Annotated in this window: 1 protein-coding gene; it reads right to left on the reverse strand. The window is 73.4% G+C overall.

The window, feature by feature from the left end:
* On the reverse strand, positions 1–1,172 hold a 1,172-nt coding region (locus G3I65_RS50805; protein ID WP_239071953.1), incomplete at both ends, for a condensation domain-containing protein.

Here is a 1,172-nt window from a genome sequence, read left to right on the forward strand (position 1 = left end):
GGGCCACCTGCGCGGCGAACAGCTCGGCCGCCGTCTCCGCGGGCAGCGGGGTCGCCGGCGCGGGGGCGAGCCGGTCGTGCTCGGCGTCGGTGAGCAGGTCGACGGCGCCGATCCGGGTGTCCGGGTCCGCGACGACGGCGGTCAGCAGCGTCCGCAGCCGGGCCAGGATCGCCTCGACGCTCGCGCGGTCGAAGACGTCGCTGTTGTACTCGGCGGTGCCGCGGATCCCGGCGCCCGGGTTTTCCCCGACGAAGAACACCAGGTCGGCGCGCGAAGTTCCGGTGCGGACCGGCTCCTCCGCGACGGTCAGGCCCGGCAGGGTCAGGTCGGCGACGGCGTTGTTCTGCCACGCGAGCATCGTCTGGAACAGCGGGTGGTACGCCAGCGACCGCGCCGGGTTCAGCGCCTCCACCAGCCGCTCGAACGGGACGTCCTGGTGGGCGTAGGCGTCGAGGCTGCGGTCCCGCACGCGGGCCACGAGGTCGCGGAACGTCGGGTCGCCGCCGGTGTCGACGCGCAGCACCAGGGTGTTGACGAAGAACCCGACGAGGTCGTCGAGCGCCTGGTCGGTGCGCCCGGCGATGGACGTGCCGATCGGGACGTCGGTGCCCGCGCCGAGCCGGGTGAGCACCGCGGTGAGCCCGGCGTGCACGACCATGAACACGCTGGCCCCGCAGGCGCGGGCCAGGTCGACGAGTCCACTGTGGAGGCGCGCGTCCCAGCCGAAGGCGAACTGCTCGCCGCGGTAGGACGCTTCCGCCGGGTGCGGCCGGTCGGTCGGCAGCTCGATGCGTTCGGGCAGCCCGGCGAGCGCTTCGCGCCAGTACGCCAGCTGCGGCTCGATCACGGGCTCGCCGAGGACGTCCCGTTGCCACAGCGTGTAGTCCGCGTACTGCACCGGCAGCGGCGTCCACTGTGGAGCTTCTCCGGCCTGGCGCGCGGTGTACGCCGTGGCGAGGTCCCGCCACAGCGGCGCGGTCGACCAGCCGTCGGAGGCGATGTGGTGGAACACCAGCACCAGCACGTGTTCCCGGGCGCCGATCCGCAGCAGCTCGGCGCGCAGCGGGATCTCGTTCTCCAGCTCGAACACCGTCCGGGCCGTTTCCGACACCTCGTCGGCTAGGTTCGCGCCGGTGACATCACGGACCGGCAGCGGGATCGCGACGTCTTCG

It is taken from the genome of Amycolatopsis sp. SID8362 (genome assembly GCF_010550475.1).
Classification (GTDB): Bacteria; Actinomycetota; Actinomycetes; order Mycobacteriales; family Pseudonocardiaceae; genus Amycolatopsis; species Amycolatopsis eburnea.